The organism is Aquincola tertiaricarbonis (assembly GCF_000969605.1).
GTDB lineage: Bacteria > Pseudomonadota > Gammaproteobacteria > Burkholderiales > Burkholderiaceae_C > Aquincola > Aquincola tertiaricarbonis.
Window position 1 is genome coordinate 1 of sequence record NZ_JZUE01000027.1, and the last position, 24,496, is coordinate 24,496.

The 24,496-nt window shown below is 71.8% G+C and carries 20 protein-coding genes and 1 pseudogene; 15 read left to right on the top strand and 6 right to left on the bottom strand.

Going from position 1 to position 24,496, the window contains the following annotated elements:
* Window positions 1–77 precede the first annotated feature (77 nt).
* Both VO99_RS23215 and VO99_RS23220 read right to left on the bottom strand, forming a co-directional pair.
* Window positions 78–4,205, bottom strand: coding sequence for a CheR family methyltransferase (locus VO99_RS23215; protein WP_083440864.1), 4,128 nt, complete (start codon window positions 4,203–4,205; stop codon window positions 78–80).
* Window positions 4,206–4,298: 93 nt separating this feature from the next.
* Complete coding sequence (locus VO99_RS23220) at window positions 4,299–4,796, bottom strand: DUF2934 domain-containing protein (protein WP_052736573.1); 498 nt, start codon at window positions 4,794–4,796, stop codon at window positions 4,299–4,301.
* Between the two features lie 94 nt (window positions 4,797–4,890).
* On the opposite strand from VO99_RS23220, the gene VO99_RS23225 reads away from it, so the two are divergent.
* The 4 genes and pseudogenes from VO99_RS23225 to VO99_RS30980 all read left to right on the top strand — a co-directional run.
* Complete coding sequence (locus VO99_RS23225) at window positions 4,891–5,313, top strand: secondary thiamine-phosphate synthase enzyme YjbQ (protein ID WP_046115333.1); 423 nt, start codon at window positions 4,891–4,893, stop codon at window positions 5,311–5,313.
* A 79-nt stretch (window positions 5,314–5,392) separates the two neighbouring features.
* Entirely contained in the window at window positions 5,393–6,364 is a 972-nt protein-coding gene (locus tag VO99_RS23230; protein WP_046115334.1) for a TIGR03885 family FMN-dependent LLM class oxidoreductase, read from the top strand.
* Between the two features lie 35 nt (window positions 6,365–6,399).
* Window positions 6,400–7,014, top strand: coding sequence for a hypothetical protein (locus VO99_RS30975; RefSeq protein ID WP_198157036.1), 615 nt, complete (start codon window positions 6,400–6,402; stop codon window positions 7,012–7,014).
* Between the two features lie 124 nt (window positions 7,015–7,138).
* Window positions 7,139–7,600 (top strand): annotated as a pseudogene (locus VO99_RS30980) (FxDxF family PEP-CTERM protein); the annotation flags it as partial.
* Window positions 7,601–7,631: 31 nt separating this feature from the next.
* On the opposite strand, the gene VO99_RS23245 reads toward VO99_RS30980, so the two are convergent.
* Window positions 7,632–8,555, bottom strand: coding sequence for an NAD(P)H-hydrate dehydratase (locus VO99_RS23245; protein WP_046115337.1), 924 nt, complete (start codon window positions 8,553–8,555; stop codon window positions 7,632–7,634).
* Window positions 8,552–9,346: a histidine phosphatase family protein gene (locus tag VO99_RS23250; RefSeq protein ID WP_046115378.1), complete on the bottom strand. Its 795-nt coding sequence runs from the start codon at window positions 9,344–9,346 to the stop codon at window positions 8,552–8,554. Before VO99_RS23250 ends, VO99_RS23245 begins: the two co-directional genes overlap by 4 nt.
* An 80-nt stretch (window positions 9,347–9,426) precedes the next feature.
* Between VO99_RS23250 and VO99_RS23255 the strand changes: the two genes are divergently transcribed.
* Window positions 9,427–10,344, top strand: a complete 918-nt coding sequence (locus VO99_RS23255; protein ID WP_046115338.1) for a bestrophin family protein — start codon at window positions 9,427–9,429, stop codon at window positions 10,342–10,344.
* A gap of 6 nt (window positions 10,345–10,350) precedes the next feature.
* Here the strand turns inward: VO99_RS23255 and VO99_RS23260 are convergent, their stop codons facing one another.
* Together VO99_RS23260 and VO99_RS23265 are read right to left on the bottom strand one after the other, a co-directional pair.
* A complete protein-coding gene (locus VO99_RS23260; protein ID WP_046115339.1) occupies window positions 10,351–11,502 on the bottom strand; it encodes a DSD1 family PLP-dependent enzyme in 1,152 nt (383 codons plus the stop codon).
* Window positions 11,503–11,895: 393 nt separating this feature from the next.
* The gene (locus tag VO99_RS23265; RefSeq protein WP_046115340.1) at window positions 11,896–12,804 is read right to left on the bottom strand and encodes a LysR substrate-binding domain-containing protein; all 909 of its coding nucleotides are present in this window, start codon (window positions 12,802–12,804) and stop codon (window positions 11,896–11,898) included.
* 207 nt (window positions 12,805–13,011) lie between these two features.
* Here VO99_RS23265 and VO99_RS23270 point away from each other — a divergent pair, with 207 nt between their 5' ends.
* From VO99_RS23270 to VO99_RS23315, 10 genes are all read left to right on the top strand, one after another.
* The gene (locus VO99_RS23270; RefSeq protein WP_046115341.1) at window positions 13,012–14,040 is read left to right on the top strand and encodes an ABC transporter substrate-binding protein; all 1,029 of its coding nucleotides are present in this window, start codon (window positions 13,012–13,014) and stop codon (window positions 14,038–14,040) included.
* A gap of 25 nt (window positions 14,041–14,065) precedes the next feature.
* Window positions 14,066–15,151, top strand: a complete 1,086-nt coding sequence (locus VO99_RS23275) for an ABC transporter ATP-binding protein (RefSeq protein ID WP_046115342.1) — start codon at window positions 14,066–14,068, stop codon at window positions 15,149–15,151.
* Window positions 15,152–15,155: 4 nt separating this feature from the next.
* On the top strand, window positions 15,156–16,049 hold the full coding sequence (locus VO99_RS23280; protein WP_046115379.1) for an ABC transporter permease: 894 nt from the start codon (window positions 15,156–15,158) through the stop codon (window positions 16,047–16,049).
* 23 nt (window positions 16,050–16,072) lie between these two features.
* Window positions 16,073–16,870, top strand: a complete 798-nt coding sequence (locus VO99_RS23285) for an ABC transporter permease (RefSeq protein WP_046115343.1) — start codon at window positions 16,073–16,075, stop codon at window positions 16,868–16,870.
* Complete coding sequence (locus VO99_RS23290) at window positions 16,871–18,019, top strand: NAD(P)/FAD-dependent oxidoreductase (protein WP_046115344.1); 1,149 nt, start codon at window positions 16,871–16,873, stop codon at window positions 18,017–18,019.
* Window positions 18,009–18,386, top strand: a complete 378-nt coding sequence (locus VO99_RS23295) for a (2Fe-2S)-binding protein (protein WP_046115345.1) — start codon at window positions 18,009–18,011, stop codon at window positions 18,384–18,386. Before VO99_RS23290 ends, VO99_RS23295 begins: the two co-directional genes overlap by 11 nt.
* On the top strand, window positions 18,376–19,761 hold the full coding sequence (locus tag VO99_RS23300) for an FAD/NAD(P)-dependent oxidoreductase (RefSeq protein ID WP_046115346.1): 1,386 nt from the start codon (window positions 18,376–18,378) through the stop codon (window positions 19,759–19,761). Before VO99_RS23295 ends, VO99_RS23300 begins: the two co-directional genes overlap by 11 nt.
* Window positions 19,758–20,900, top strand: coding sequence for an NAD(P)/FAD-dependent oxidoreductase (locus VO99_RS23305; protein WP_046115347.1), 1,143 nt, complete (start codon window positions 19,758–19,760; stop codon window positions 20,898–20,900). The genes VO99_RS23300 and VO99_RS23305 overlap by 4 nt, the downstream gene beginning before the upstream one ends.
* 1 nt (window position 20,901) lies before the next feature.
* On the top strand, window positions 20,902–21,258 hold the full coding sequence (locus tag VO99_RS23310) for a RidA family protein (RefSeq protein WP_046115348.1): 357 nt from the start codon (window positions 20,902–20,904) through the stop codon (window positions 21,256–21,258).
* A gap of 817 nt (window positions 21,259–22,075) precedes the next feature.
* On the top strand, window positions 22,076–24,496 hold the full coding sequence (locus VO99_RS23315; RefSeq protein ID WP_046115349.1) for an AI-2E family transporter: 2,421 nt from the start codon (window positions 22,076–22,078) through the stop codon (window positions 24,494–24,496).

A 24,496-nucleotide genomic window follows, 5' to 3' on the forward strand; every position in this document is an offset into this window, starting at 1 on the left:
CGAAGAGGAAGGCGAGGGGGGAGGGGGTCACCCGGCGGCACGGCAAGGCACATGCCGGCCGCGATGCCCGCTCGGCGTCAGTCCCCGGGCTTGTCCAGCCCCGCCAGTGCCTGCAGCAGCAGCTCCATCGACAGCGGCTTGTCCAGCTGCGCATCGAAGCCGTCGGCCCAGCCGCCGCCCGGCAGCCGCGTGCGCTGGCCGTAGCCGCTGATGGCCAGCGCCGGCCAGTCGCCGGGCGCGGTCTCGCGCAGCTCGGCCAGCATCGCGCCGGCGGTCATCTCGGTCACGCCCACGTCGGCCAGCAGCAGCTCGAAGCCGGTGCCGGCGGCATGCGACAGCGCCTCGCGGGCGCCAGCGGCGGCGATGACCTGCGCGCCCTCGGCCTCCAGCAGCTCGGCCAGCGCATGCAGCATGGCCGGGTCCTCGTCCACCAGCAGCACGCGGCGGCCGGCCAGCAGGTCGCGCCGCGGCGTGCCCGTGCCGCCGGCGATGCCGTTGCCGAACAGCGGCAGCCGCACGCGGAACAGGGCACCGCGGCCTTCGCCTTCGGAGTGCGCCTCCACCGTGCCGCCATGCAGCTGCGCCAGGTCGCGCACCAGCGCCAGGCCGATGCCCAGGCCGCCGCCGCGGCGGGTGGTGGCCATGCGGTCCTCCTGCTCGAACATGTCGAACAGCAGCGGCAGGAAGTGCGGCGCGATGCCGCGGCCGCTGTCCTGCACCTCCAGCACCGCGCTGCCGCCCTCGGGCCGCAGCCGTACCTCGATGCGGCCGCCCTCGGGCGTGAACTTCAGGGCATTGCTCAGCAGGTTCCACACGATCTGCTCCACCCGCACCGCATCGGCATACACCGTGGCATCGGTGGCCTGCAGCGTGAGCTGCAGCCGGCGCTCCTGCGCCTCGGGGCGCACCGCCTCGCAGATGTTCTCGACGATGGGCCGCCACTGCACCGGCGTGCGGGTGAGCGAGAGCTTGCCCGTCTGCACCCGCGACAGGTCCAGCAGGTCGTCGATGATCTGCGACTGCGCATGCACGGTGCGGCGGATGGTGTCCACCGTGCGCAGCAGCCGCGGCTGCACCGACACCTCGGGCGAGCGGGCCAGCGCCTCGGCGCTGATGAGCACCAGGTTCAGCGGGTTCTTCAGCTCGTGCGACATCACCGCCAGGAACTGGTTGCGCAGGTTGCTGGCGGCTTCCAGCTGCCGGCGCACCTGCTGCTCGGCCTGCAGCAGTTCCTCGCGCTGGCGCTCCAGCCGCTGGCGCTCGGTGAGGTCGCGCGCGATCTTGGCGAAGCCGGCCACGCCGTTCTCGGTCAGCGGCGTGGTGATGCCGCTGCAGTAGAAGCGGCTGCCGTCCTTGCGCAGGTGCCAGCGCTCGTCCAGCGCGCGGCCTTCGGTGGCCGCGGTGTGCAGCTCCTGCTCCGGCTTGCCGGCGGCGCGGTCCTCGGGCACGAACAGGCGCGCGAAGGGCACGCCCAGCATCTCCTGCTCGGTGTAGCCGAACATCAGCTCGGCGCCCTTGTTCCAGCCGGTGACGTTGCCTTGGGCATCCATCGTCAGCACCGCGTAGTCGCGGGTGCTCTCGGCCACCAGGCGCAGCCGCTCGTCGCGGGCGCGCACCTGGTCCTGCGCGCTGCGGCGCTCGGTCACGTCGATGAAGTTCAGCACCGCGCCGTCGATGCGGTTGTCGCTGGTGCGGTAGACCGAGATGCGCATCAGGTACCAGCTGCCGTCGGTGGAGGCCACCTCGCGCTCCTGCAGGCGCAGCGTGGCCAGCACCTCGGCCACGTCGTCGCCCAGGCCTTCGTAGCGCAGGCGGTGGGTGAGGTCGCGCAGCGGCCGGCCGACGTCGGTGGACAGGATGTTGAACAGCTTGGTGGCCAGCGGCGTGATGCCGCGGATGCGCACCTCGCGGTCGACGAAGACGGTGGCCATGCTCATGGAGGCGATGAGGTTGCTCAGGTCGTCGTTGACCTTGGCCGTCTCCTCCACCTTGCGCTTGAGCTCGAAGTTAACGGTGGTCAGCTCCTCGTTGACCGACTGCAGCTCCTCCTTGCTGGTCTCCAGCTCCTCGGTGGCCGAGCGCAGCTCCTCGTTCATCGACTGCAGCTCCTCGTTGGTGGCGCGCAGCGCCTCGCCGGAGATGGCCGATTCGCCGATGGTGCCGTGCAGCTGCGCCTGCAGCGCGCGCAGCGCCTCGTCCAGCACCTGCCAGGTGGGGTCGTGCGCCTCGCCGGGCGCGGCGGCGGGCGCCAGCAGCGTGGCATCGAATTCCTGCAGCCGCACCAGCATCAGGCCGGCCTCGCCCAGCGGCTTGCCCAGCCGCACGCTCATGCACACGGTGATGGGCGACTGCTCGCCCTGGATGGTGACCGGCTGCGCCATCACCCGCTGGCCGTCGCGCCGGGCCAGCAGCATGGCCGCGCGCAGCGGCGCCGCCAGCTCCGGCAGCACCAGGTCCAGCAGGTCGGTGGATGGCACCCCCTCCACATGCCGCAGGAAGCGCGAGGCGCCCAGGCTGGTGTGCAGGACGTGGCCGCGCGCATCCACCACGATGCTGGCCTCGTCCTCCTCCAGCAGCAGCCGCTGGTGCAGCAGCGCCAGCGGCGGCGGCTGCAGCGGCAGCACCTCGGGCTCGCGCTGCAGGCTGCTGCGCGGCATGTCGGTGCCGCGCAGCGGCAGCAGGTCGCGCCGCGCCTGGCGCACGGGATTGGCGCGGTAGATGCGGTGCTTCTTGTCCACCGGCGTGAAGTGCTCCGGCAGGAAGTCGGCCGACTCCGCGCTGCCCAGAAACAGCAGCCCGCCGGGGTTGAGGGCGAAGTGGAAGGCCTCCAGCACCTCGGCCTGCACCTCGCGCTCCAGGTAGATGAGCAGGTTGCGGCAGGTGATGACGTCCACGCGGGAGAAGGGCGGGTCGCGCAGCACGTTGTGGCGGGCGAACAGCACCTGCTCGCGCAGCGCCTTCTTCACCCGGAAGCTGCCCATCTCCATGTCGAAGAACTGGCGCAGCTGGCTGGGGCGCACGTCGGCCACGATGGCTTCGGGATAGATGCCCGCGCGGGCCACCGACAGCGCCCGGTCGTCGATGTCGGAGGCGAAGACCTGCACCGTCTGGCGCGGCAGCTTGTCGGGCGCATGCTCGTTGAGCAGCATGGCCAGTGAATAGGCTTCCTCCCCGGTGGCGCAGCCCACCACCCAGGCGCGCAGCGTGGCGGCTTGCGGCCGCCGGTTGAACAGGGTGGCCACGATCTCCCGTTCGAGCGCCTCGTAGGCGGCCGCGTCGCGGAAGAAGGTGGTCACGCTGATCAGCATGTCCTGCAGCAGCAGGCCGGCTTCCTGCGGATGCGCATCCAGGTACTCGCGGTACGAAGGCAGCGTGGCCTGCCGCGTGACCTGCATGCGGCGTTCCAGCCGGCGCAGCACGGTGCCGCGCTTGTAGTGGCGGAAGTCGTTGCCGGTGCGCTGGGCCAGGATGGCCATGGTGTCCTGCAGCGCCTGCTCGGCCAGGTCGCGCTGCAGGCCGGGGGCCGGCCGCTCGGTGCGCAGGCCGGCCTCGCCGTCGTCGGGCAGCTCGATGCGGCGCGCGGTGTCCCACACCTCCAGCAGCTTGTCGCCGATGCGCGCGGCCGGCAGGATGAAGTCCACATGGCCGCTGGCGATGGCGGCCGCGGGCATGGCGTCGTACTCGGCATCGGAGGGCAGCTGGGCCAGGGCCACGCCGCCTTCGGCCTTGACCTCGCCCAGGCCCAGCGTGCCGTCGTTGCCGGCGCCGGACAGCACCACCGCCATCGCCCGCTCCCGGTGCGCGCGGGCCAGTGTGCGGAAGAAGAGGTCGATGGCCACCGGCCGGCCGCGCGCGCGGCGTTCGTCCACCACCAGGTGGCCGTCGTCCATCGCCAGCTGCAGCGCCGGGGCGATGACGTACACCCGGTCCACCTCGATGCGCGTGGTCTCCGTCACCTGCATCACCGGCATCGGCGTGGCGCGCTGCAGGATCTCGGCGGCATGGCTCTCATGTTCGGCCGACAGGTGCAGCACCACGACGAAGGCCATGCCGGGCTGCGGCGGCAGCGGCTGCAGCAGCCGCACCACCGCGGCGATGCCGCCGGCCGAAGCACCGATGCCGACGACCGGAAAGCGCAGGTCGGACCGTCGGGTCGGCCGCTCCTCGGCGGACGGCGGGGCGGTGGGGCGGGGTACTTCAGGCACGGCGGGGCTCCGGGGTGATGCGGCAGCGGCATCCAACGACCCCGCAAGAGCGGAAATTATGGAGGCCCGTGGCGACCCCGCCAGCCGCTTCGCTCAGCCCGGCTGGCGACCCTGCGGCGGCTGCTGCGCATCCACCTCGCGCTCGGCTTCCAGCCAGTCATGCTCATGATGGCCATGCGCCTGGCCGCGGGCCAGGTAGCGCTGGTAGGCCGCCTCGCGCACGCGCTGCTCGCGGCTGGGGCTGGAGGGCGTGCTGCCGTCGGCATCGCCGGCCTGCGTACCGGCAGCGCCGGCGGCATCCGCCGGGGTCGCCGGCTTGCGGCTGCGCGACTTGGCTGCGGCGCCGGCCGCGGAGGGGCCGACCCGGACGGGCTTGGCGGCTGCCTCGGCCTTCACCGGCTCGGTGGGCTGTGCGGGCTCGGCAGCCCGCGTGCGCTGGGTCGCCTTCTTCGTCGGCGCTGCCGGCGTGGTCTGTCCGCTGGGCGCAGCGGCGGCCTTCTTGCGGGCCGCCTTGGCAGGTGCTTCAGGGGCGGTGGCCTGCGGAGTGGAAGCAGGGTTTGCTGCGGTCTTGGCGGACGCGGCTCTGGCCATGGGGGTTCCTCGGGTCATGGGGGCGCAACGCCCGGCAATCGGCATGCCGGCGTGCCAGCAGGCTCGGCACGAGGCGGCGCTTAAGCTCGCACGCATGCTCCGACAAGCCACCACCACGCTCCAGTTCGAGACCCGCGGCCGAGGCCTGCTCGACATCACCCGCCCGGTGGCCGACTGGGTGCGCGGCTGCGGCTACGGCCAGGGCCTGCTGACGCTGTTCGTCCGCCACACCTCGGCCAGCCTGCTGGTGCAGGAGAACGCCGACCCGCAGGTGCGGGCCGACCTCGAGCGCTTCTTCGCCCGCCTGGTGCCCGACGGCGACCCGCTGTTCCGCCATGTCGACGAAGGCCCGGACGACATGCCGGCCCATGTGCGCGCGGCCCTCACCGCGGTGCAGCTCAGCGTGCCGCTGCTGGGCGGCCGGCTGGCGCTGGGCACCTGGCAGGGCCTGTACCTCTGGGAGCACCGCAGCCGGCCGCACTGGCGCGAGGTGGTGCTGCACCTGCTGGGCGAATGAGCGGCCGGGCCGCCGCGCCGGGCATGCACCTTGCCGCCCGGGCGGTTCCGCGGACCGCCGCGATCCCGAGCCCGCCACCATGCCGCAGTTCAGCTTCCATGCCTCCCAGGAGCAGTTTCCGCCCGAGCAATTGCTGGCGCTGGCGCAGCAGGCCGAGGCTGCCGGCTTCGATGCGGTCTTCAGCTCCGACCATGCACAGCCCTGGTCGCCTTCCCAGGGCCATTCGGCACTGAGCTGGGTGTGGCTGGGGGCGGCGCTGCAGGCCACCCGGCGGCTGCGCTTCGGCACCATCACCGTGCCCGGTGGCTGGCGCTACCAGCCGCTGGTGCTGGCGCAGGGCATCGCCACGCTGCAGCGCCTGTACCCGGGCCGCCTGCCCTGGGTGGCGCTGGGCAGCGGCGAGGCGGTCAATGAAGGCCTGGTGGGCCAGGGCTGGCCCGACAAGCCCGAGCGCAACCAGCGGCTGCAGCGCGCGGCCCAGGCCATGCGCCGCCTGCTGGATGGCGAGCGCGTGACCGAGCCCGGCCCGCCCGCGGTGGTGGACGCGCGGCTGTGGTGCCGGCCGCCACAGCGCACGGTGCTGGTGGGCGCGGCCACCAGCGTGGAGACGGCGCGCTGGCTGGGCGGCTGGGCCGAGGGCCTGCTGACCGTGTCGCACGACCTGCAGCAGCTGCGTGCCCTGATCGCCGCCTTCCGCGAGCAGGCGGGGCCCGACAAGCCGGTGCATGTGAAGGTGGACCTGAGCTGGGCCGACACCGATGCGCAGGCGCTGGAGCAGGCCTTCGAGCAATGGCGCTTCAACGCCGGCGGCAGCCAGGCGAACGCCGATGCCCGCCAGCCCGAGGACTTCGTCCGGCTCACGGCCCACCTGCGCCCGGAGGACATGCGCGCCAAGGTGATGGTGGCGGCCGACCTGGGCCGGCATGTGGACCATCTGCGGCAGGTGGCCGCGCTGGGCGTGACGTCCATCGACCTGCACCAGGTGGGCGGTGACCAGGCCGCCTTCATCGAGGCCTTCGGCCGCGAAGTGCTGCCCGCACTGCGCGCTTAACATCCTTTCTCCTTCAGTACCGATTGCAGCAGACCATGGCCAAGAAGATCGACCGCAGCCGCATCGAAGCCGGGCGCTTCGACCTTCCGAAGAAGCTCGCCTTCTTGCTGGAAGACAAGGTGGACTTCCACAGCATCGCCGAGCGCGACGGCGAATGGACGGTGGAGATGCCTGCCAGCGCCCTGCAGAAGCTGTTGCGCAGCAAGGCGCAGCTGAAGGCGCTGAAGGCCGAGCACAAGCTGGCCACCGGCGGCCATGCCGAAGCGCTGGCCGCCGTCGAGGCCGAGCATGGCGGCACCCGCGCCGCACTGTCCAAGGCCGAGCAGCGCATCCGTGCGCTGGAGAAGAAGCTGGCTGCGGCGACGGCCACGGCGCCGATGCCCGCGGCCGACGCCGGCGTTGCAAAGGCCGGCAAGCCGGGCAGGGGCACGGGCGGCCGCAAGGCGGTGCCGAGCGTCACCTATCCGCATGCCGATGCAGGGGCCGATGCCCAGGCCGGTGCCCCGGTCCAGGCGCAGGCCGAAGCGCCGGCCGCCGAGCCGCCGCCGGTCACCCTGGCCACTGCGGTGGACGCCATGCAGGAGCCCACCGCGCCGGCGGGGGAAGACGGCGACAACGATGGCGCGGCGCCGTCCCTCCAGGCCGGCTGACCTCCTCCGCTCCCGGGTACGCCGCTTGCCGTGGCGCGCTGCCGCCGCGCCTTGCGCGGCGTGTGCCGAACCCTCCAACCTTCCCGGGAGCTGTATGAAATTCAACGCCATTGCCGTTGCCGCCGTGCTGGCCGCCACCGGCCTGCAGGCCTCCGCCGCCGCGCTCACGTCGCAAACCTTCGACAACCTGTCCTCCACCTTCTCCTTCGGTGCCACGCGCATCACCGGCGAGGACACCGCCTTCAACTTCGTGCTGAACCTGGGCGGCGGCGAAGCCGGCCAGCAGCAGTACACGGTCAAGGGCGACATCAGCGCCACCAACTTCAGCTTCAGCAGCGTGACGCTGAACGGCACGGCCTGGACGCTGTCCCCCAGCGCCGACGGCACCTACCTGGGCCTGGTGCGCGGCACCTTCCGCGGGCCGCTGGAAGTGGAGATCGCGGGCAGCTTCACCGGCCCGTCCGACGGCTACGGCAACCTGCAGGGCTCGCTGGTGCTGGCCCCGGTGCCGGAGCCCGAGACCTATGCCCTGATGCTCGCCGGCCTGGCAGCCGTGGGCTTCGCCGCGCGCCGCCGCCGGCATTGAACCCCGCGCCGGTGCTCCGCGCCGGCAGCGCTCACGCCGCGCACGGTCCCAGCTCGCGCAGCAGGTCCGGCACCTCGCCGGGCAGCTCGCGGGCCAACAGGCCCAGCATGCCCAGCCGGCGCGTGAGCCGGTCGCCCGCATGGGCATGCAGCACCACGCCCCAGGCACAGGCCTGGGCCAGTGGGGCGCCGCGTGCGGCCAGGCCGGCCACCAGGCCGGCCAGCACGTCGCCGGAGCCGGACGTGGCCAGGCCCACGTTGCCGCCATCGTGCTGCCAGGCGCGTTCCTCGCCCGGCGCGGCGATGAAGGTCTGCCGGCCCTTGAGCGCCACCACCGCCTGCCATTGCCGCGCCGCCTGCTGCGCCAGCTGCAGCGGCCGCGCCTGCACCTCGTCCTTGTCGATGCCGGTGAGCGAGGCCATCTCGCCGGCATGCGGCGTCAGTGCCCAGGCCTGGCGCGGCGGCCAGGGCTGGCCTTCGGGCGGCGACTTCACCACGCACATGCCATAGGCATCCAGCACCAGCGCGGTATGGCGGCAGCGCGTCAGGAGCCCGCGTGCGAAGTCCACCGCCGCGCCTTCGTCCTGCACGCCGGGGCCGAACAGCACCGCCCGTGCGCTGGGCAGGATGTCCTCCAGCAGCGCCAGGCCCTTGGCCGCCAGGCCGCCGGCCGCGGTCTCGGGCAGGGCCAGCACCCGGGCTTCGGGCACGGCCAGCGCCACGCCCGCAGCCACGCTGGCGGCGGTGGCGATGGTGAGCTTGCCGGCGCCCGCGCGCATGGCGGCCACGGCCGACAGCACGGCCGCGCCGGGCATCTCCGGCCCGCCGGCGATCACCAGCACCCGGCCGCGCTGTTCCTTGTCGCCATCCTCGTCGGGCAGGGGCAGCGGCCAGGCGCGCAGCGCGGCCTCGTCCAGTAGCAGCGGCGGCGGCAACGACGACAAGCGGTCGCTCATGACTTGGGTGCTGCCGGCATGTCGGGCTCGGCCGTCACCGGCTCGCCGGCTTCCACCACCGGCCGCACGAAGTTGGCCTGCTGCAGCGCCAGCTTGCCGCGGCGGCCCAGCGTGCGGTCGAAGGCATACCAGGTGACGGCGCAGTTGGGCACGTCGCCGGCGCGGTCGGTCTCCAGCACCTGGGCCTCGTCCATGCGCTCCAGCAGGTAGCGCAGGCAGTTGACGATCACCTGGTGCGCCACGATCAGCACGCGCTCGCCGCGGTGCTCGCGCGTCACCGTCTCCAGCACGCTGCGCAGCCGCAGGATGACGTCGCACCAGCTCTCGCCGCCGGGTGGGCGGAAGTAGAACTTGCCTACGTGGCTGCGCTGCTCGGCCAGCTGCGGATGCTGCTGCTCGATGCCCAGGCGGGTGAGCCGGTCCAGGATGCCGAACTCCTTTTCGCGCAGGCGTTCGTCCACCCGCACCTGCAGCTCGTCGTCGCCACCGGCCAGGCCCGCGGCCTGCATCACCAGCTCGGTGGTCTGGCGGGCGCGCACGTAGGGCGAGCACAGCACCACGTTGGGCCGTTCGTCGGCCGGCATGCCGCCGAACCATTCGCCCAGCGCCAGCGACTGCCGCTCGCCCAGCGCCGACAGCGGCACGTCCATGTCGCGGGTGGCGATGTCGATCAGCGGCAGGCCGGCGGCCTCGGCCTTGTCGCGCGCCACGTTGCCGGCGCTCTGGCCATGGCGCACCACCCACAGGCGGTCGGGCCATTTCTGTTGCGGATCGAGCGGGCTGGCGGGCATGGGCAAGAGGTGCTGCGCTGCGGTGGAGGTGCAGCGCAGCGGCAAGGCACGTGCCTGTCGGCCGGCTCCACAATCGGCCGATGATCGTGCGACCCCGACCCAGCGCCTGGCGCCTGTTCTTCGTGCTGCGCGGCTCCATCGTGCCGCACATCGCCGGCAAGCTGGCGCTGGTGGCGGCCGTCTCGGTGCTGGCGGTGTGGCTGCAGGGCCGCGATGCGCGGCTGGACGCAGCGCACCTGGCGGCGGTGCCGTTCTCGCTGCTGGGGCTGGCGCTGTCGGTGTTCCTGGGCTTTCGCAACAACGTCTGCTACGACCGCTGGTGGGAGGCGCGGCGGCAGTGGGGCAGCCTGCTGGCGGCCAGCCGTGCGCTGGCCCGCGAGGCCCTCGCCGCGCTGCCCGACCAGCCCGCGGTGGCCCAGGCCGTGGTGCGCCGCTGCATCGGCTTCGCCCATGCGCTGGCCGCCCGGCTGCGCGATGACGACGCGGTGGCTGCGGCCGCGCCGTGGCTGTCCGCGGCCGAACAGCCGGTGCTGGCGGCCGCGCGCAATGCCAACAACCTGGTCGCCGGCCTCATCGCACGCGACCTGGCCGGCGCCCGCGGCGCCGGTGCGCTGGGCGACATCGTCTACCAGGCGCTGATGGCGCACCTGCATGAATGCACCGCGGTGCAGGCCGCCTGCGAGCGGCTCAAGGGCACGCCCACGCCCTTCGCCTATTCGCTGCTGCTGCACCGCACGGCCTGGTTCTTCTGCCTGCTGCTGCCCTTCGGCCTGGCCGCCACGCTGGGCGCACTGACGCCGCTGGTGGTGGTCATCGTGGCCTACACCTTCTTCGGCCTGGATGCGCTGGGCGACGAGCTGGAAGAGCCCTTCGGCCGTGCCGACAACGACCTGCCGCTGGATGCGCTGGTGCGCGGGCTGGAGATCGACCTGCTGGAGCAGCTGGGCGTGCAGCCGCTGCCCGAGCCGTTGCAGCCGCGCGGCTATGTGCTGAACTGAAGTGTGTCACCAGCCGTGGAAGCGGTGCCAGGCCTGCACCGCGCCATCCTCGGCCAGCGCGTGGTACTGCGGGAACTGCGCGCCGGTGGCGCAGGCATGGTTGGGCAGGATGCGCAGCCGGGTGCCGATGGGCAGGGCGGCGGCAACGTCGATGGGGGCGTTCTGCGCCCCCGGCGCGGCGCTGTGCGAGACGATGCCGTGCTCCTGGTTGGCCGACGACATCCGCCATCCCGGCATCGGCGTGCCATCCAGCGCGCACACCTGGCCGTAGCCGTAGTCCTGTGCCTGGCGCGCGGTGCCGCGGTCGCGGCTCATGGCCATCCAGCCGGCATCCACGATGGCCCAGCCCTTGTCGGCCTGGTGGCCGATGACGGTGGTGAGCACGCTGAGCGCGATCTCGTCGGTACGGCACACGCCCACGTTGTGCATCACCAGGTCGAAGAACACGTACACGCCGGCGCGCAGCTCGGTCACGCCTTCGAGCGATTCGGCGGCCAGCGCCGTGGGCGTGGAGCCCACCGACACCACGGGGCAGGGCAGGCCCGCCGCGCGCAGCCGCTGCGCCGCATGCACGCAGCCGGCCCGCTCCTGCTCGGCCAGGGCGGCCAGGGCATGTGGCGTGTCCAGCTCGTAGCTGGAGCCGGCATGGGTGAGCACGCCGGCCAGCCGCATGCCGCCTTCATGCAGCAGGCGGCCGACGTCCAGCAGCGCCGCGTCGTCGGGCGTGATGCCGGAGCGGTGGCCGTCAGTGTCGATCTCGACCAGCACGTCGAAGGCATGCGCGTGGGCGCGGCCAAAGTCCACGATGGCCTGTGCACCGGTCACGCTGTCGGTGAGGATCTTCAGTGCGCAGCCGCGCTGGCGCAGCGCCAGGGCCTGCGGCAGCCGGTGCGGCGCCATGCCCACCGCATACAGGATGTCGGTCACGCCCTGGGCGAAGAACTGCTCGGCCTCCTTCAGCGTGGACACGGTGATGCCCGAGGCACCGGCCGCCTGCTGGGCCGCGACCACTTCGGCGCACTTGGTGGTCTTGGCATGCGGCCGCAGCCGCACGCCGAGGCGCTCGGCCTGCTGCTGCATGCGGGCGATGTTGTGCTGCATGCGCGGCAGGCAGACGATGGCGGCGGGGGTGTCGAGCGTGTCGAGCGTGTGGGGCATGGCGGGGTGCATGGACTGCTAGGTGACAGTAGAGCGGGGCTGTTTGGTGACTTGCCTGGCGCCTTCGCACGGCACCAGTGCATCCGCAGAGCAGAGCCGTGCGGGGGGCGGTGCCCGGTGGGGCGATTTTTGGGGTGGCGAGGAGCGCAGCGCCGAGGTCGGCGCGCGCAGCGCGCTTCGTAGACTGATCCGCGGCCGCTGTCCGAGCGCAGTGAACGTAGTGAACGCAGCGAGTTCGGCCGCGCGACCTCGGCGCGAGCACCGCAGCGAAGTCCGGCCTGCGAGGCCGGACCACCCCAGCATGAGCCCCACCGGGCACCGCCCCCCGCGCGGCGGTCGAACAAGAACAGAACAAGCGGCCTCGCCAGCAGCACCACCTCAAAGGCCCAGACCTCACAACACCACACACCTCGGATCCAGCTGCTTCAGCGCGTACTCCCGCACGTACTGCACATAGGTCTGCACCAGCATCGCCGGCCGGCGCTGGATGGGCGTGAGCACGGTGAAGTCCATGCGGATGGTCGGCTCGAAGGGGATGAAGCGGATGCCGTCGCCGCGGTATTCGCTGGCGGTGATGGGGTCGACCAGCGCCACCGCCAGGCCCGATTCGACGAAGCTGCACAGGCCGTGGCTGATCTGCGTCTCGAAGCGCAGGATGCGCTCCACGCCGTGGGCCGCGAACAGCGCGTCCACATGCAGCCGCGTGTCCAGCACCCGCGGGAATGAGGCGAAGTGCTCGCCCTTCAGGTCGGTCGGCTTGACCACGCTGTAGCCGGCCAGCCGGTGGCCCGCCGGCACCGCGCACAGCATGCGCGTGGCCAGCAGCGGCTCGCCGTGGGTGCTTGGCGCGTTCATCGCCAGGATGGCGAAGCCGATGTCGCAGCGCTGGCCCACCACCATGTCGACCACCGTGCGCGACGAATGCGACAGCAGCGAGATCTGCGTCTGCGGCCGCTCCACCAGGAACTGCGCCGTCGCCCGCGGAAGGAACGAGATCGACAGCGCCGGCGCCGCGGCCACCTGCAGCACGCCGCGCTGCTGATGGCGGATCTCTTCGGCCGTGCGGGCGATGCGGTCCACGCCCAGCAGGCTTTGCTGCACTTCCTCGTACAGCGTCTGCGCCTCGGGCGTGGGGATCAGCCGGCCGCGCACGCGCTCGAACAGCGCGAAGCCGATGCTCTGCTCCAGGTCGGCAATCAGCCGCGTGGCCGCGGGCTGGCTGATGTGCAGCATCTCCGACGCCTTGGTGACCGTCTGGCACAGCATCACCGCGCGGAAGGCTTCGAGTTGACGGATGCGCATGGTCGGTTCAACCCATGTTCTGATGTTATGGACGGGTGAACAAATTGTATTTCACGCATGCCCCATCGCTTCCTAGACTGTGCCTCAGCCCTGCGGAAAAGCGCTTCCCAACCCGCCGCGGGTGCCCATAAGCCAAATGCATTGGATTGGTGAAAACCCGAACCAAGCTGGTGCGTGAAGGCCCTTTCAGGTGCACAAGGAGTCCGTATGAAACCGACCCGTCTCATCGTCGCGCTGGCGGCTGCCGCCGCTGCCCAAGCCGCCATCGCCCAACAGCCCACGCTGTACCTCGGGTCCTATGGCGGCTCCACCGAGAAGCTCTTCAAGGAGAAGATCATCCCGGCGTTCGAGGCCAAGCATGGCGTGAAGGTGGTGTACGTGGCCGGCAACTCCACCGACACGCTGGCCAAGCTGCAGGCGCAGAAGGCCAAGCAGGAACTGGACGTGGTGCTGCTGGACGACGGCCCGATGCAGCAAGCGGTGCAGTTCGGCTTCTGCGATGCGGTCAAGCCCGAGGCCTATGCGCCGCTGTATCCGCTGGCCAGGCTCAGCGACAAGTCGGTGGCGGTGGGCGTGGTGGCCACCGGCCTGGCCTACAACGTCGAGGCCTTCAAGAAGGCCGGCCTGCCCAAGCCCGATTCATGGGAGCTGCTGACCAACAAGCAGTTCAAGCAGAAGGTCGCCATTCCGCCCATCAGCAACACCTACGGCCTGCAGACGCTGATCATGTTCGCCAAGCTGCGCCAGGGTGGCGAGAAGGCGATCGAGCCGGGCTTCAAGGCGATGACCGGCGAGGTGGCGCCCAACGTGCTGGCCTGGGAGCCTTCGCCGGGCAAGATGACCGAGCTGTTCCAGAACGGCGACATCACGCTGGCCGTGTGGGGCAGCGGCCGCGTGCAGGCGCTGAAGGACACCGGCTTCCCGGTGGAGTTCGTCTACCCGAAGGAAGGCGCGCTGGCGCTGATGATCGCCGGCTGCCCGGTGGTGCAGAGCGACGTGCCGCAGCAGTCGCAGGCGCTGCTGCAGTACCTGCTGACGCCCGAGGTGCAGGCCCTGCTGGCCGACGGCCAGGGCTGGGGCCCGGTGAACAAGGCCACGCAGCTGGCACCGGCCGTCGCGGGCAAGGTGCCCTACGGCGAGGCACAGGTGGGCAAGCTGATTCCCACCGACTGGACGGTGGTCAACGAGAAGCGCGGCGAGTGGACCAACCGCTGGAACCGCTCGGTCGAGCGCTGAGCTGCCGCTGACGGAAGCCACCGCCATGTCCTACCTCACGCTCGATGGGCTCGCCAAGCACTTTGGCGATTTCACTGCCGTCGATGGCCTCTCGCTGGCCATCGAGAAAGGCGAATTCCTTTCGCTGCTGGGCCCTTCGGGCTGCGGCAAGACCACCACGCTGCAGATGGTGGCTGGCTTCGTCGACCCCAGCCGCGGCCGCATCGTGCTCGACGGCCAGGACATCACCGCGCTGCGGCCCGAGAAGCGCGGCATGGGCGTGGTGTTCCAGAGCTATGCCCTGTTCCCGCACATGACGGTGGCGGAGAACGTGGGCTTCGGCCTGGAGATGCGCAAGGTGCCGCGTGCCGAGCGCGACAAGCGTGTGGCCGAGACGCTGGAGCTGGTGCGCCTCGGCGGCCTGGGCGGGCGTCATCCCAAGGCCTTGTCGGGCGGCCAGCGGCAGCGCGTGGCGCTGGCGCGTGCGCTGGCCATCCGGCCTGCGGTGCTGCTGCTGGACGAGCCGATGTCCAACCTGGACGCCAAGCTGCGCGAGGAAATGCACATCGAGCTGCGCGGCATCCAGAAGCACCTGGGCATCACCACCATCCTGGTCACGCACGACCAGGTGGAAGCCATGACGATGAGCGACCGCGTGGCGGTGATGCACGGCGGGCGCATCGTGCAGCTGGGCACGCCCTTCGACGCCTATGAGCGGCCGCAGTCGGCCTTCGCCTCCACCTTCCTGGGCCAGACCAACACCGTGGCCGGCAGCGTGGTGGCCACGCATGAGCGCTGCTGCGAAGTGGCGCTGGGCGCCTCGGCCGCGCCCGATGCGCGCCGCATGTTCGTGCCGCACGAGGGCCAGCGTTATGCCGGCCGGGTCGACGTGTACTTGCGGCCCGAGCGCATCCAGGTGGTGCAGGTCGGGCAGGGCATCGACGGCCGCGTGGCCACGCGGGTGTTCCTCGGCAGCCACTGGATGCTGGAGATCGACAGCGCGGTGGGCCGGCTGCGCGTGAGCCAGCCCAACGTGGGCGCGGTGCCGCCGGGCGAGGGCACGGCCGTGGGCCTGCGCTGGACCGACGACGACGCCCGCTTGCTGCATGCGGAGGCCGCCCATGGCCGCTGAGGTGATGAGCCATCCTTCCGTGCAGGCCGTGGCCCGCAACGAGCGGCCGGGCCTGGCGCCCTGGCTGCTGTCGGGGCCGGCGCTGCTGCTGTACATCGGCATGCTGCTGGTGCCGCTGCTGATGACGGCAGTGCTGTCGTTCAATGCCTTCGACGGCACCCGCGGCGTGCTGCCCGAGCACACGCTGGCCAACTATGCCGAGGTGCTGGGCGACGGCTACTACCACGAGATCTTCCTGCGCACCGGCGGCATGGCGCTGGGCGTCACGCTGCTGTGCGTGCTGTTCGGCGTGCCCGAGACCATCATCCTGGCGCGCATGCGCAACCCCTGGCGCTCGATGTTCCTTGTGGTCATCCTCGGGCCGCTGCTCATCTCGGTGGTGGTGCGCACGCTGGGCTGGGCCATCCTGATGGGCAACCAGGGCCTGATCAACCAGGCGCTGATGGCGCTGGGCATCACCGACGAGCCGGTGAAGCTGCTGTTCACGATGACCGGCGTGGTGATCGCGCTCACCCATGTGCTGATCCCGTTCATGGTGATCTCGGTGTGGGCCGCGCTGCTGAAGCTCGATCCGCAGATCGAGAACGCCGGCCTGTCCCTCGGTGCGCCGCCGATGACGGTGTTCCGCCGCGTGGTGCTGCCGCAGATCCTGCCGGGCGTGCTGTCGGGCTCGATCATCGTCTTTGCGCTGGCGGCCTCGGCCTTCGCCACGCCGGCCATCCTGGGCGGGCGGCGATTGAAGGTGGTGGCCACCGCGGCGTACGACGAATTCCTGAGCACGTTGAACTGGCCGCTGGGCGCGTCCATCGCGGTGCTGCTGCTCATCGCCAACGTGGCCATCGTGCTCGGCTCCAACCGGCTGATCGAGCGCCGCTACGCGGCCGTGTTCGACCGCTGACGCATCCAGCCAAGGAGAACTCCATGAGAAAGAACGGCTGGCTCTCGCTGCTGTACCACGCGCTGTTCATCGGCTTCATCCTGGCGCCGCTGCTCATCGTGGTGGCGGTGAGCTTCACCTCCAAGGGCTTCATCTCGCTGCCCACTGATGGCCTGTCGCTGCGCTGGTTCCGCGCCATCCTGGATGCCAAGGAAATCATCGACGCCTTCTGGCTGTCGCTGTGGCTGGGCCTGGCCAGTGCCACCGTGGCCGTGGCGCTGGCGGTGCCGGCGGCGCTGGCGATGGTGCGCCACCGCTTTGCCGGCCGCGGCGTGTTGATGGGCTTCTTCCTGTCGCCGCTGATGATCCCGCACGTGGTGCTGGGCGTGGCCTTCCTGCGCTTTTTCTCGGCGCTGGGCTTCACCGGCAGCTTCGCCTGGCTGGCGCTCACCCATGTGATCGTGGTGATGCCCTATGCGCTGCGGCTGGTGCTGGCCGCGGCCACCGGCATGGACACCGATGCCGAGCGGGCGGCGCTGTCGCTGGGCGCCAGCCGCTTCACCGCCTTCCGGCGCGTGGTGCTGCCGCTGATATTGCCCGGCGTGGCCGGCGGCTGGATGCTGGCCTTCATCCAGAGCTTCGACGAGCTGACGATGACCGTCTTCGTCTCCACCCCCGGCACCACCACGCTGCCGGTGGCCATGTACAACCAGATCGCCCACACCATCGATCCGCTGGTGGCCTCGGTGTCCACGGTGCTGATCGTCGGCACGCTGGTGCTGATGCTGCTGCTCGACCGCATCGTCGGCCTGGACCGCGTGCTGGTGGGCAAGGGGAACTAGATGACCGACCTGTCTAGACAAGCCGACGTCATCGTCGTCGGCGGCGGGCTCGTGGGCACCGCGGTGGCCTACGGCCTGGCGCGGCAGAAGGCCAGCGTGCTGGTGCTGGACGAAGGCGACCAGGCCTTTCGCGCAAGCCGCGGCAACTTCGGCCTGGTGTGGGTGCAGGGCAAGGGCTACGGCTTTGCGCCCTATGCCCGCTGGACGATGCGCTCGGCCCGCAGCTGGCCGCAACTGGCTGCCGAGTTGCTGCAGGAAACCGGCGTCGACGTGCAGCTGCGCCAGCCCGGCGGCTACGCCTTCTGCTTCACCGATGAAGAGCTGGAAGCGCGCCGCGCCCGCCTGCAGTCCATCCGCGACGACCTGGGCGGCCGGCCCGCCGACTACCCGTTCGAGATGCTGGACACCGCCACGGTGCGCGAGCGCGTGCCGCACATCGGCCCCGAGGTGGTGGGCGCCAGCTACACGCCGATGGACGGCCATGCCAACCCGCTGAAGCTGCTGCGTGCGCTGCATGCGGCCCTGCAGCAGCGCGGCGTGCGCGTGGTGCCCGGCAGCCCGGTGCAGCAGATCGGCCGCACTGCCGACGTGTTCACGGTGCAGGCCGGCGGCCAGCGCTGGCAGGCGCCGCGCATCGTGCTGGCGGCCGGCCTGGGCAACCGCACGCTGGCCGAGCAGGTGGGCCTGCATGCGCCGGTGCAGCCCAACCGCGGCCAGGTGCTGATCGGCGAACGGGCCGGGCACTTCCTCGACTTCCCGACGCTGAACGTGCGCCAGACCGACGAGGGCACGATCCAGCTCGGCGATTCGATGGAGGAGGTGGGCTTCGACGACAGCACCACCACCGACGTGCTGGCCGCCATCGCCCGCCGCGGCGTGCGCAGCTTTCCGGTACTGGCCGGGCTGAAGCTGGTGCGGGCCTGGGGCGCGCTGCGGGTGATGAGCCCCGACGGCTTCCCGATCTACCAGCAGTCCGCGGCGCAGCCCGGTGCCTTCGTCACCACCTGCCACAGCGGCGTGACGCTGGCGGCCAACCATGCCCTGGCCATCGCGCCCTGGGTGCTGGGCGGCGCCAAGCCCGAAGAGATCAACCCGTTCGAGGGCAGCCGTTTCCTCGACCCGAACTACCACTTCAGCCATGCCCACTGACGCCAACCGCTCTCCGTTCCAGCCCTTGCCCGGCGCCGCGCCGGTGGCCATGGTGCAGATCCGCTTCGACGACCGGCTGCTGCAGGTGCCGGCCGGCACCACCGTGGCCGCTGCGCTGCTGCAGTCGGGCGTGCAGCGCTTTCGCAGCTCGGCTGTCAGCGGGGCGCCGCGTGCGCCCTACTGCATGATGGGCGTGTGCTTCGAATGCCTGGTCGAGATCGACGGCGAAGCATCCCGCCAGGCCTGCCTGGTGACAGTGCGCGAAGGCATGCAGGTGCGCACGCAGCAGGGGCTGCGCAGCTTCGGCGAACCGGCCGCTGCAACGGTCGCCATGCCCGTACCCGCGGAGGCCGGCCATGACGCCTGAAGCCGTGGACGTGGTGGTCATCGGCGCCGGGCCCGCCGGCATGTCGGCCGCCATCGCGGCGCGCCAAGCCGGTGCCAGCGTGGTGCTGCTGGACGAGCAGGCCGCGCCCGGCGGGCAGATCTACCGCGCCATCACGCAGGTGGATGCCGATGCGCGCCGGCTGGAGGTGCTGGGCCCCGACTACGGGGCTGGCCGCCCGCTGGCCGAGGCCTTCGCCCGCTGCGGCGCGCGGCATGAAGCCGGCGTGGCGGTGTGGGAGGTGACGCGCGACCACCAGGTGCATGCGCTGCAGAACGGCGGCGTGCGCAGCTGGCAGGCCCGGCGCGTGGTGCTGGCCACCGGCGCGATGGAGCGGCCGTTTCCCATCCCCGGCTGGACGCTGCCCGGCGTGATGACCGCCGGTGCCGCGCAGATCCTGCTGAAGACCGCGCAGCTGGTGCCCACCACCGGTGGCCTGGTGCTGGCCGGCTGCGGCCCGCTGCTGTACCTGCTGGGCTGGCAGTACCTGCGGGCCGGCGTGGAGATCAGCGCCATCGTCGACACCACCGACCGCGCCGACCACCGCCGTGCGCTGGCCCATGCGGCCGGTGCCTTGCGCGGCTGGCGGGTGCTGGCCAAGGGCCTGAAGCTGATGACGGCGCTGCGCCGCGCCGGCGTGCCCTTCTTCACCGGCGCCACCGGGCTGGCGGTGGAAGGCACCGACCATGCGCAGGCACTGCGCTTCGAGGCCGGCGGCCGCAGCCACCGCATCGAGGCCGCCACCGTGCTGCTGCACCAGGGCGTGGTGCCCAACACCCAGTTCAGCTGGAGCCTGCGCGCCGAGCACCGCTGGGACGAGGCGCAGCTGTGCTGGACGCCGCAGGCCGATGCCTGGGGCGAGCTCAGCGTGCCCGGCATCTTCATCGCGGGGGATGGCGGCGGCATCGGCGGTGCGCTGGCCGCGGCCTGCCAGGGCACGCTGGCCGGCCTGGCCGCGGCCGCGCAACTGGCGCGCATCGACGCCGCCGAGCGCGACCGCCGTGCCGCGCCCGTGCGTGCCGAGCTGGCCACCCAGCTCGCCATCCGCCCCTTCCTGGATGCGTTGTACCGGCCCAAGCTGCGGGTGCCGGCCGACGACGTGATCGTCTGCCGCTGCGAGGAAGTGACGGCCGGCGACCTGCGCGCCCATGTGGCGCTGGGCTGCACCGGCCCCAACCAGGCCAAGAGCTTCGGCCGCTGCGGCATGGGGCCGTGCCAGGGCCGCCTGTGCGGCCTGACCGTCACCGAGGTGATTGCCGAGGCCCGCGGCGTGTCGCCGGCCGAGGTGGGCTACTACCGCATCCGCCCGCCGATCAAGCCGATCACGCTGGGCGAGTTGGCGCGCGAGGCGCGATGAGCGCCGCGGCCTCGATCAGCGACGTGCTGGTCATCGGCGGCGGGCTGCAGGGCCTGTCGAGCGCGCTGCACCTGGTGCGCCGCGGCTGCAGCGTGCGGCTGCTGGAGGCCGACTACTGCGGCCGCCATGCCTCGGGCGTGAACGCCGGCGGCGTGCGCACCGTCGACCGCCACCTGGCCGAGGTACCGCTGTCGGTGGCGGCGCGCGCGCTGTGGCACCGCCTGCCCGAGCTGGTCGACGAGCCCGCCGGCTTCGTGCCCAGCGGTCAGCTCAAGCTGGCCGAGACGCCGGACGAGCTGCTGACGCTGCAGGAGCGCGTGGCCACGCTGAATGCGATGGGCTTCACCCATGAACAGCTGATCGGCCCGGCCGACGTGCGGGAGCTGGTGCCCAGTCTCACGCCGCGCATCACCGGCGCGATCTGGGCGGAGGACGATGGCTACGCTTATCCGTTCGGCGTGGTGACGGCCTTCCGGCGCGCTGCCCAGCGGCGCGGCGTGCAGGTGCATGAAGGCACCCCCGCGCAGCGCATCGAGCGCGTGGGCAGCCTGTGGCAGGTGCACACGCCGCAGGGCCGTTTCGAGGCGCCGCACCTGGTCAACACCGCCGGTGCCTGGGCCGGCGAGATCGCCCGCCAGGCCGGCGAGCCGGTGCCGATCGAGGCCGGCGGCCTGATGCTGATGGTGACCACCCGCGTGCCGCCCTTCGTCAACCCGGTGCTGGGTGCGACGGGCAGGGCGCTGTCGTTCAAGCAGTTCGGCAACGGCACGGTGGTGATCGGCGGCGGCCTGCGCTGCAAGGCCGATGCGGTGGCGCGCCACGGCGAGGTGGACATGCTGCAGCTGGCGCGCAGCGCACACACCGTCACCGACCTGTTTCCGCACCTGCAGGGCCTGTCGATCAACCGCGCCTGGGCCGGCGTGGAGGGTTTCATGCCCGACCAGATTCCCGTCATCGGCCCCAGCCGCACGCAGCCGGGGCTGGTGCATGCCTTCGGCTTCTCGGCCCACGGCTTCGAGCTGAGCCCGATCGTCGGGCAGATCGTGGCCGAGCTGGTGCTCGACGGTGCCAGCACCTTGCCGATCGCACCGTTCGCGATCGACCGCTTTGCTTCATCCACCCCAACCACACGACACTGACATGACCACCGAAATCCAGCGCTTCCAGTCCACCCGCCGCCTGTCGCGCGTCGTCGTCCACGGCAACACGGTGTACGTGGCCGGCGTGACCGCCAGCAACACCGAGGGCGACATCGGCGCGCAGACCGCGGACGTGCTGGCCAAGATCGACCAGTACCTGGCGAGCGTGGGCAGCAGCCGCTCGCGCCTGCTGCAGGTGCAGATCTGGCTGAAGGACATCGAGCGCGACTTCGCCGGCATGAACGCCGTATGGGAATCCTGGATCCCCGAAGACGCCGTGCCCACCCGCGCCACCTGCGAAGCCAAGCTGGCCTCGCCGAAGCTGCTGGTGGAGATCATCGTCACGGCGGCGGTGTGACGTGCCTGGTGGTGATTTGCTGAACTTAGGCGGTTTGCGCAGGGCCGTGCGGGCAGGCCCGGGGGCTTAGCTTCCGCGGTTCGCGCTTCGCGCGAACTGCCCTGCGCTGCTCGGGCCGGTAGCGCGCGGCCGAACTTCCGCCGCTCACTGCGTTCGCTGTGGTCGAACAACGGCCGCGAGTCAGACGTTGATGCGCGCTGCGCGCGCCGCCACCGGCCCTGCGCTGCTCGGCGCTCCACATGCGCCCCCGGGCCTGCCCGCACGGCCCTGCGCAAAGGCCAGCGAGGGTGACTTGCCCGGACCGTCCGGCGCGGTCGCTCGGCTTGGCAGCTGATGATCGATGTCGACGTCGCCGCGGCCCGAGCCGAGGCTCGGGCAAGGCGCAATGCTGTTGCCGGCGCACTCGTGGCAAGGCCCCTCGCATCAGATGAGCAGAGCCGTGCGGAGCGCGGTGCCCGGTGGGGCGATTTGTGGGGTGGAGAGGAGCGCAGTGCCGAGGTCGGCGCGCGCAGCGCGCCTCGTGATCTGATCCGCGGACGTTGTCCGAGCGCAGTGAACGCAGTGAACGTAGCGAGTTGGGCCGCGCGACCTCGGCGCGAGCACCGCAGCGCAGTCCGGCCCGCAGGGCCGGACCACCCCAGCATGAGCCCCGCCGGGCACCGCCCCCCGCGCGGCGGTCGAACAGAAACAGCACCTGCGGCCTCACCACCGGAAAGTGCTCCGACCAGCCCCCCACACACCCCGACACCAGAAACACGGGGTGCTTCCCAAGTGCGGGCCCGCTGGCTGCTCCATGGGCGGGCCCATGCCACCGCCCATGAAATCCGATCCGCATCCCGACGAACCCCTGCGCCCCGGCGGCCTGCTGCTGGCGCTGCTGCCCGAGGCGCGCCTGCTGGTCTCGCTCATCACCGCGGCCCTGGTGATCGCCGCGCTCTACTACGGCCGCTCGATCCTGATGCCGCTGTTCCTGGCCTTCCTGCTGGGCTTCATGCTCGACCCGCTGGTCGTGCGCCTGAAGCGCTGGGGGCTGCCGCGGGTGTATGCCGTCATCGCGGTGATGGTGGGCGTGCTGGCCGCGCTGGGCCTGGCCACGGTGTTCCTGGGCAACCAGGTCAGCGCCCTCAGCGCCCAGCTGCCCACCTACCAGAGCAACATCCAGCACAAGCTGCGCGAGCTGCGCAAGACGGCCGGGCAGCCCGGCATGTTCGACGGCGCGGTGCGCACCTTCGACGCCGTGCGCCGCGAGGTGGACAAGGCCGCGGCCAACACGCCGCGCACCGGTCCGCCGGTGCAGCGCGTGCATGTGGAGGAACGCCCCCTCACGCCGATGGAGCAGGCCATCGAATGGGCCGAGGTGGGGCTGGCGCCGCTGGCCACCGCCGGCATCGTGCTGGTGTTCGTGGTGCTGGTGCTGCTGGACCGGGTGGACCTGCGCGACCGCCTGCTGCGGCTGTGGGGCGGCAGCCTGCACCGCTCCACCGACGCGATGGACGAGGCCGGCCGCCGCATCAGCCGCTACCTGACGATGCAGCTGGCGGTCAACGTGAGCTATGGCGTGCCGATGGCGCTGGGCCTGTGGGCCATCGGCGTGCCGGGCGCGCTGCTGTGGGGCGCGGTGGCGGCGCTGATGCGCTTCGTGCCCTACGTGGGGCCGATGATCGCCGCGGTGTTCCCGCTGGCGCTGGCCTTCGCGGTCGATCCCGGCTGGGACATGTTCCTGTGGACGGGCACGCTCATCATCGTGCTGGAGGTGGTCAGCAACAACATCGTAGAGCCGCTGCTGTACGGCGCCAGCACCGGGCTGTCGGCCATGTCGCTGATGGTGGCGGCCACCTTCTGGACGGCGCTGTGGGGCCCCATCGGCCTCATCATGAGCACGCCGCTCACCGTGTGCCTGCTGGTGGTGGGCCACCACCTGCCGCGCTTCGCCTTCCTCAACGTGCTGCTGGGCAGCCAGCCCGCGCTGGACCCGCCCACACGGCTGTACCAGCGGCTGCTGGCCGGCGACGTGGAGGAAGCCATCGAGGTGGCCACGCTGCAGGCGCAGGACGGCAACCTGGCCGCCTTCTACGACGACGCCGGCCTGCAGGTGCTGCGCATGGCCACCAGCGACCATGCCAGCGTGGCCACCGCCGAGCACCGCCACCGCGTGGTCACCGGCATGGAGGCGCTGCTGGACGAACTGGTGGAGCTGCATCCGCCGCCGGCCAGCACCCGGCCGGGCGCGGTGTGCATCGGCGGCAAGTGGGAGGTGGACACGCTGGCCGCCCGCATGCTGGCCCATGCGCTGAGCCTGCAGGGCCGGCCCGCCGAGCACCGGCCCGCCGCCGCGCTGAATGCCGAGACCCTGGCCCGGCTGGACCTGCGCGGCGCGCGCACCGTGTGCATCTCCTACTTCGCGGTGGCGCCGGAAACCTCGGCCCGCCACTTCTGCAAGCGGCTGCGCCGGCTGTACCCGGAGCTGCGCATCGTGCTGGGCCTGTGGAACGCGCCCGAGCTGCTGCGCCAGGGCGAGACGCCGGAATCGCTGGGTGCCGATGCGGTGGTCAGCTCGGTGGGCGAGGCCATGGTGCGCATGTCGCAGTACATGGGCGACGACCTGCCCGAAGGCTTCCTCGAAGCGCCGCTGCCCGCCGACGAACCGGCACGGCTGCAGGCGCTGCAGGCCAGCGGCCTGCTGGACCCGCGCGCCCGCACGCTGCTGGAGGCCGCCTCGCGCCGCGCGGCCGACATCTTCGACATGCCGATGGCGCTGGTGTCGCTCATCACCGAGGACCGCCAGCAGGTGGGCGGCGCCTTCGGCAGCCTGCCGCTGGTCTCGTCGGCAGAAACGGCCGCCGGCGGCGTGGCACTGGGCGGCGACGACATGGGCATGCAGCGCCGCATGTCCCTGTGCGGCCATGTGGTGGCCGATGGCCACACCCTGGTGGTGCCCGACATCGCGCGCGACCAGCGCTTTGCCAACAACCCCGCGATGCAGGACCGCGGCGTGCGCTTCTATGCCGGCGCGCCGCTGGTGGATGCCGCGGGCTTCAAGGTGGGCACGCTGTGCCTCGTGGACGTGACGCCGCGTGCGCTCACCACCCGCGAGGTGCGGCTGCTGGAATCCATGGCCGCCGACCTGATGGTGCAGCTGCGCAGCAGCGTCGCCCAGTGGGGCGCCGCCGCGCCGCCCGGCGAGAACGACCAGCCGCCCTCGGCCACCGTGGGCCAGCTGCTGCCCAGCACCGGCTGA

What these genes read in the sequence shown, in the direction of transcription:
- VO99_RS23220 (WP_052736573.1), bottom strand. Translation starts at nt 4,796, where the DNA reads ATGGCCAGAGCCGCGTCCGCCAAGACCGCAGCAAACCCTGCTTCCACT.
- VO99_RS23225 (WP_046115333.1), top strand. Translation starts at nt 4,891, where the DNA reads ATGCTCCGACAAGCCACCACCACGCTCCAGTTCGAGACCCGCGGCCGA.
- VO99_RS23230 (WP_046115334.1), top strand. Translation starts at nt 5,393, where the DNA reads ATGCCGCAGTTCAGCTTCCATGCCTCCCAGGAGCAGTTTCCGCCCGAG.
- VO99_RS30975 (WP_198157036.1), top strand. Translation starts at nt 6,400, where the DNA reads ATGGCCAAGAAGATCGACCGCAGCCGCATCGAAGCCGGGCGCTTCGAC.
- VO99_RS23245 (WP_046115337.1), bottom strand. Translation starts at nt 8,555, where the DNA reads ATGAGCGACCGCTTGTCGTCGTTGCCGCCGCCGCTGCTACTGGACGAG.
- VO99_RS23250 (WP_046115378.1), bottom strand. Translation starts at nt 9,346, where the DNA reads ATGCCCGCCAGCCCGCTCGATCCGCAACAGAAATGGCCCGACCGCCTG.
- VO99_RS23255 (WP_046115338.1), top strand. Translation starts at nt 9,427, where the DNA reads ATGATCGTGCGACCCCGACCCAGCGCCTGGCGCCTGTTCTTCGTGCTG.
- VO99_RS23260 (WP_046115339.1), bottom strand. Translation starts at nt 11,502, where the DNA reads ATGCCCCACACGCTCGACACGCTCGACACCCCCGCCGCCATCGTCTGC.
- VO99_RS23265 (WP_046115340.1), bottom strand. Translation starts at nt 12,804, where the DNA reads ATGCGCATCCGTCAACTCGAAGCCTTCCGCGCGGTGATGCTGTGCCAG.
- VO99_RS23270 (WP_046115341.1), top strand. Translation starts at nt 13,012, where the DNA reads ATGAAACCGACCCGTCTCATCGTCGCGCTGGCGGCTGCCGCCGCTGCC.
- VO99_RS23275 (WP_046115342.1), top strand. Translation starts at nt 14,066, where the DNA reads ATGTCCTACCTCACGCTCGATGGGCTCGCCAAGCACTTTGGCGATTTC.
- VO99_RS23280 (WP_046115379.1), top strand. Translation starts at nt 15,156, where the DNA reads ATGAGCCATCCTTCCGTGCAGGCCGTGGCCCGCAACGAGCGGCCGGGC.
- VO99_RS23285 (WP_046115343.1), top strand. Translation starts at nt 16,073, where the DNA reads ATGAGAAAGAACGGCTGGCTCTCGCTGCTGTACCACGCGCTGTTCATC.
- VO99_RS23290 (WP_046115344.1), top strand. Translation starts at nt 16,871, where the DNA reads ATGACCGACCTGTCTAGACAAGCCGACGTCATCGTCGTCGGCGGCGGG.
- VO99_RS23295 (WP_046115345.1), top strand. Translation starts at nt 18,009, where the DNA reads ATGCCCACTGACGCCAACCGCTCTCCGTTCCAGCCCTTGCCCGGCGCC.
- VO99_RS23300 (WP_046115346.1), top strand. Translation starts at nt 18,376, where the DNA reads ATGACGCCTGAAGCCGTGGACGTGGTGGTCATCGGCGCCGGGCCCGCC.
- VO99_RS23305 (WP_046115347.1), top strand. Translation starts at nt 19,758, where the DNA reads ATGAGCGCCGCGGCCTCGATCAGCGACGTGCTGGTCATCGGCGGCGGG.
- VO99_RS23310 (WP_046115348.1), top strand. Translation starts at nt 20,902, where the DNA reads ATGACCACCGAAATCCAGCGCTTCCAGTCCACCCGCCGCCTGTCGCGC.
- VO99_RS23315 (WP_046115349.1), top strand. Translation starts at nt 22,076, where the DNA reads ATGAAATCCGATCCGCATCCCGACGAACCCCTGCGCCCCGGCGGCCTG.